The 6355-nt window shown below is 36.5% G+C and carries 4 protein-coding genes; 3 read left to right on the forward strand and 1 reads right to left on the reverse strand.

The genetic code is table 11. The features are described from left to right. From K5Q92_RS23165 to K5Q92_RS23175, 3 genes are all read left to right on the forward strand, one after another. Positions 1 to 1347: lipopolysaccharide assembly protein LapB (locus K5Q92_RS23165; protein WP_220771184.1), on the forward strand; the 1347-nt coding region annotated here is incomplete at its 5' end. Positions 1348 to 1791: 444 nt separating this feature from the next. After that, positions 1792 to 2073, forward strand: a complete 282-nt coding sequence (locus K5Q92_RS23170) for a putative quinol monooxygenase (RefSeq protein ID WP_220771185.1) — start codon at positions 1792 to 1794, stop codon at positions 2071 to 2073. Between the two features lie 93 nt (positions 2074 to 2166). Then, positions 2167 to 2718, forward strand: a complete 552-nt coding sequence (locus K5Q92_RS23175) for a GNAT family N-acetyltransferase (protein WP_220771186.1) — start codon at positions 2167 to 2169, stop codon at positions 2716 to 2718. A 2901-nt stretch (positions 2719 to 5619) separates the two neighbouring features. Here K5Q92_RS23175 and K5Q92_RS23180 read toward each other — a convergent pair. Continuing rightward, on the reverse strand, positions 5620 to 6355 hold a 736-nt coding region (locus tag K5Q92_RS23180; protein WP_220771187.1), incomplete at its 5' end, for a hypothetical protein.

Raw genomic sequence — 6355 nt, forward strand, 5'->3', positions numbered from 1 at the left:
GATGAGGATAAGGGAATAATTAAGGACGATGTGGAGCCTGAAATAAAGAAAAAAATGGATAATAGTCATTGGCATTTAAATGTCAGCCAAGCATTAAATAACAGGGACTTAGGTGAGGCATTAGAAATATTCAAAGCCTATGAGTTGAACTCTACTGATGCTGGTACAGTAGAAAAAGATAAGGCTTTTTTCTACTTGGAGTTATTTGAACAGGGTTTTACAAGTCATGCTATTGATGGGCTTTTGGAGTTAATCCGAGTTTCAAAGAAAGCGTCAAAATATGATGCTTATATGTGGTTATCTTATATATATGTTGAAATGAGGCTTTTCGATAAAGCGGAAAGTCTTTGGAATGAAGCAATTGACTTCTTTTGTGAAGATTCGGAACTTACGAGCGCTATTGTTGAGTTGGCAGGTGTTCTAGTAAAAAATAATAAGTTTACAGAGTGTCATGCTTTATTAATTAATCACTTTAAAGAGGTGGTTGATGATAAAAGTAAAAGTGAAATTTATAAGGCTCTTGCTAATTTGGAAAAGGCGAAAGGTAATTTAATTTACTCGGTTTTTTGTGAGGATAAAGCTTTAGAGTATAATTTTGATTCATCTCTGTTGTTTGATTCGGCTTATGAAGCTGCTGAAAATAATATAAATGCATTATCTATCTCCAATTATGAATCCTTATTAAAAGTTGAGCCAAAACATGGCAGTGCTATAAACAACCTTGGAGTTTTAGCTAAACAGGAAAATATGGACATTATTGCTGTCGACTGCTATCGAAAAGGTAGTGATTTCAATATAACACTATCCATGGCTAATCAAGGGCAGATGCTACTTGAGGCGGGATTTATTCAAGAAGCAGAAACTATTGCTAAAGAGGCGCTCAAACAAGAAGAAGTTCATGAGAATGTGCATGGCTTATTAGCAAAAATATCAGCTAAACGAAGAGAGCAAGATCAAAGCTGGAAAGAGTTAACGTCTAAATGCTATGAATTACAAAAAAATATTCGAAGTTTCACTGAACAACTCTATTTCGGTTGTAATTCAAGGGTTTTAGGAACATGGCGAAATGAATGTGGCGATGATTTGTTTGAGCTTAAAAATGATCAAGTTAATATTGAAATAAAGGATGGTTTTAGAATAGGTTACAGACTAAATGGATTTATAGTTGGTTCTACTTTTAGAGGTAAAGTAGAAATTATAAAGGAAAACAGTAGTACGGGGCAGATAAATATTTTTGATAATAAAATAGAACATTGCTTTGGCTTTATTGATGATAAATCAGATAACTTAATTATCAAGTCTGAAAATTTTCACTCTAACTTTACTTTGACGTTCGTTCGAGCTTAATAAAAAAACCGTACCCGTTAACGGGTACGGTTTTTTTGTACCCCAAATTCACGTATACCTACAGTCCTGAGATAAAGATAACGCTGCGAAGCGTCATTTTTCACGCCGTGAGGCGCTAACTATCCCTTGAGGACTTCTAAAATGCTTAAAAAATATCTACCTATCGTGGCAATCGCTGCGGGTGTTGTATATGCCGCCAATCGTATTCCATCGGTTCGCCGTGTGATCGGTTAAGGGCAGATTTAATAGCTCGTACTTCCGAAACGACATTTTCTTACTACCAAACAGTTGCTTACTGTATATGCGGTATGACATTCAGCTTAGCGGTCTTTTTCAAGGTAGTTACCGATGCTTACTCGTAATTCATGTTCTGATTGTGGTAGCGTGTTTATGCTACAGCTATGGGTATTTTAGCTCGCCCTTATCTGTTATTGGAGTTCATTGTTGGCAAAGATTATATTGCAAGGTTTTATAGTCGTACCTGATTCAGATCTTGAGATAGTAAGCCGTGAATTGGCTACGCACAAAAGTCTCACGTTAAAAGAGGTTGGATGTTTAACTTTTAGCGTGACACCTGACGAATCCAATCGTAATAAGTTTATTGTTTACGAGGAATTTGTAGATCAAACTGCTTTTGATAATCATCAAGCTAGAGTTAAATCATCTCAATGGGGTAAAGTAACTAAAAACGTACAAAGGCACTATCAAGTGAGAAGTTCTGACTAAGTAATTGATAAATCGCCATATAAAAAATAAGAATAACCCAGCTGAGTTCGCCTTTTAAAAGGGCTCTATAAAGCTGCGATAAAATGGAGTGACATGGAAATAAGACAAGCAACCCAAAATGATTTAACAAGTTTATTCAGTTACTTAAATGATCATTTGTCAGACAATGGTGTCGGTGATACGCATCTTTTTCAACCTATGTCTAAAGCAGAATCATCGGTGAATGAAGCTATGAAGGCACGTTTTTCTACTGGCATTAGCACGGAAATATCTCTACCAGGTTGGCGACGTCTTTGGCTGGCTTTTGATGATAACAAAAAGATAGTAGGGCACATCGATATTCGAGGTCATGCAGAAAACCATACTAAACATAGAGTATTACTGGGTATGGGGGTTGACCGTTCTGTTCGTAAACAAGGACTCGGCAAACAATTAATCAATCAAATGCTAGAGTGGGTTGCTGATAACACTGTCATTGAGTTTATCGATCTTTGGGTACTTTCAAATAATCTAGCCGCACAAAAACTCTATACCAGCACTGGGTTTGAGAAATTTGGTGAGATAAAAGACATGTTTAAAATAGACGGAAAGTCTTTATCTTATACTGTTATGTCTCGAGCAACAGTTATAGAGCAACAGTTATAGCTCAAGCCTAGTAAAAATGGAGTAGGGAAGAAGGCTAATATTTCGAGTTATCTCGTGCCATCTCGTGCCATCTCGTGTTATTAAAGAGGAATGAGCAACGCCATAAGCTCCTAATATTCGTTCTCAATAAAAGCATCAAGAATTTCTAACTGAGCAGGGCGCGATGATGACCGAATTAAGTCTGAACAAGCTCTTATCGAGTCGTTAAAGAGTAGGGCGTGGACACGATAATTAACCATTCACAATATTCAAAATAAGCGAGTGCAACACTTAGTTACTCTCAAGCGCACTCGTAAGTGATTGATTATAATCTTGTAATCTTTATATTTACACTTGAGGTTCGAGCCATGCATGTGAGCCGTAAATGGTCATCTTACATTAACCATTCGATTCTTCTCTGCTTTAGCCAATACACCAATTCTGTATCGGATTCTATTGCTAACCACTAAATCTAAGTTGGCTTTATTTATGCGGGTTTTATTTAAGTATGCTTTATTTAAGCGGGCTTTATCTAAGTTAGTTTGTGCTGTGATTCCTGTTGGGATTTCAAAGAACAGTTAATGCCGATAAGTGACATTATCGGCAATTGCCTTAAAAGGGCTTTTACTGCTATTTCAGTTTATTTTCTTAAGGTTGCGTCTGTCTATTAAAGCTTTCTCTCGTTTTTAGCTAGCTGTGGCACCACTGGATTTGAAACGGATGATGACTAATCTTGGATTAGGCCAATGGTTCCAGTTGTATGCCATGTTCACAGTCTTTCTGATACCCATCTTTGAATTAGCGAGTTAGTAAAACGAGCTTTTAGCCTAAAGCGAATCACAAGTATCGACTAAACCAGCCTATCCAAACCCAGTCGTTAAACTTAACCTCACTGTGGTCAGTACAAACATCGACTAAACCTATATAGCCAAGATCAGTTTTAGATAAAACTGTGCTAGTTAGAATTGTGCCTGATATAACTTAGTTGATTCACGACTGCGGATTAGCATTCACACTAAGGCTTACACTAAGGATTTCACTAAGGCTTACACTATGAGTAAGACTTAGCTAGACCGAGTAACTTGGTATTGAGCTAGTTTTAATGAAACAGTTTTAGTTAAGAGCGTACGGCGCGCTGTGTGGCTGCTTTAAAGTTTTGCCTAGCTCAGCTCGCCAGATTTTACGTAGCGCACGATAAAAAGTGGCTGTTTTCAGTCTAATTTCCAAGCGAAGCTTTTATGCTAGCTTGAATGCACAGATTCAATGTCTTGATTAAAATACAGAGTTCATCTTGATTTAAATACAGAGTTTGAGCGTCCAGTTTCAAAGGGCTAATTAAACCATATGAATGCTAAGCTTAAGCTACGGCCAAGCAGAATCTAACTGAATCTGCAGTCGGGTTTAAGATTATTGTTCTGCATAAGTTGATCGCTGAACGCTTGAGTTCCCAACTGCGTTTTCAGAAAAGTCTTCTTAGGTTTCATTTTGCAAGATTGTAGAATAAACATTTAATGAACTGTGTTTACTGAGCTGTGTTCAGTGACTCATATTCAGAGTCAGGTATTCAGAGCCACGTATTGGCGTTTATCAGGTTCAAGTTTAGATGCTAAAGACTAAACAAATGACTCATAGTTATGGAGCTGATTGGAAGCAAATATAGACAAATCTGGCATCTAACCCCATCCTAATAGCTCTCACACGCTTATGCGCACAATGTATATTATGTTAAATAGGGTTTATGGGTAGAAACCTTTGCTTTGCCCTTATGGGAATTGTCCTCGAAAATGAGAATCTCAGTCAAGACTTTAGGATCTATGAGGCATCGATACTAACTATTGAGTTATCCCTTCTGTATATTTCTGGCTATGACTTTATAGCTTACTTAATCTTTTTAATGCTGTTTCTCATTCATATCGCTCTGCTTGCTATTAACACGACCACGGTTAAGCCACTAACTTTCACCGGTCTTATGGTTAAACTCGATTCAAGCATTACTAACTGAACGGATTACATTGGACTCATGCTAACTCCAGTACCTGGGTCTTCACTGAGCACTGAGCACTGAGCACATAGTCAAAGTGATAAGCGTTAAAACATGAATCCCAGAATTCACACTTACAGATGATAAAAGTATCAAGTTTTGATCGTACGCTACGTGAAATCTGACGAGTTAAGTTAAACAACATTTTAAAGTAGCCACACAGCGCACGGATGTTTTTGCTGAAGCCAACCTATTTGATGACCTATAGAAAGCCCGAGTTATAACAATGACTACAAACCTCAATATTTTTAGCGTTCAAGAACTGAGTTACTGTTATGGTTTCAATTCAACAAAACCTGATTGCTGAATTAGTTTACCAATAAGATCAAAGCCAATGGTTAAGCATCTAATTGCAAATTGGGTTATAGCTTTTAATATGACTTTAACGGATAGTTAAAGCGTTTACTTTTAGACAAATTCTTAGGCCTGCTTGGGAAGGATTGATAACATTTTGCTGTAATTACCGATTTTACAATTATGATAATTAAGGCTTTATGTTTCTTATAGAGTTTGTGGGAAGTAGCTTTTTAACTACACATATATAAAGAGTTCAAACCTCCATTACTAGGGGAGCTAATCTTATTACCGCCCTAACCCATTTTTGGACAGAAATGCGTTAGAGCTTAAGCTCTGAAAATGACTCTTGGCATTAGGATAGCTATGGCAATCCGATATGGGGTAACGCTTTGCTAAGGTGTGAGCAACGCAACGAGCAAGGCTCTGCATACACCTTAAACACATGAGCCAACGCATAGTAAAATGCCATGCGTTGCGAATCACTCTTAAGCAACTTGTTAGCACGTGGTAAGCCGCTATAGTTATTATTCAATATTTTCTATAGCCAAAAACACAGGAAGAGTAGCTCTTCTTTACATATGAATTTACTTATCATCTATATACAACCTGTTTCCCTTTATGTCGTATATAATTAAATCTTCTACATTCTGACTATCTCTATAGTTCTCTCCTTCAACCATCAACTGACCATTTGAATAATATTGTTTAAATGGTCCTGAATAAGAAAAGGTTTCATTAAAACCTACACTTCGTTTCCCAAGTCCTGTAGGGTTAAAGGAGGATTTAAATGCTTCTAGAGGGCTAGTATAACCTCTTCCTAAAGTAACTGTTAGTTCTTCTTCAACATTTCCGTTATAGTAGTAATCTCTTTGGTAACCAGTGTATCCACTTCCAAACTTATTTTTCTCTAAAACCATTTCGTGCCTTGGCCCTCTATTATAATAAAAGGATCTAGTTTCATAACAAACTCCTTCATTATATTTATAGAGATCAATTAAAGCTCCGTTTATTTTTATTTTCATGGTTCCTGTAAAGTTATCTATATCAAAACTAGCATCTATTTCAAATCTTTCATCTTTACTATTAAACCATTCGGTATTTTTCTCGTAGGGATAAGTGACTTTGATCTTTCCCATTTCCTCTTCAGATATTTTTCTAAACACTTCTTTAGATTTTCTATTGTTCGCATTTAGCAAATCATGATTAAACTCTTCAATCAATAAAATCTCATCTAAATACTTTTTCCAAACTCCAAATTTTTTGAAATCATAATTATAATCCCCCTCGGTTGTAAGCATTCCCTTCACATAACCTTTGTAT

The sequence above is a fragment of the Shewanella sp. MBTL60-007 genome (assembly GCF_019654915.1).
Classification (GTDB): Bacteria; Pseudomonadota; Gammaproteobacteria; order Enterobacterales; family Shewanellaceae; genus Shewanella.

Bases quoted from the DNA above. Each gene is read 5' to 3' on its own strand.
- K5Q92_RS23175 (WP_220771186.1), top strand. From the start codon at position 2,167: ATGGAAATAAGACAAGCAACCCAAAATGATTTAACAAGTTTATTCAGT.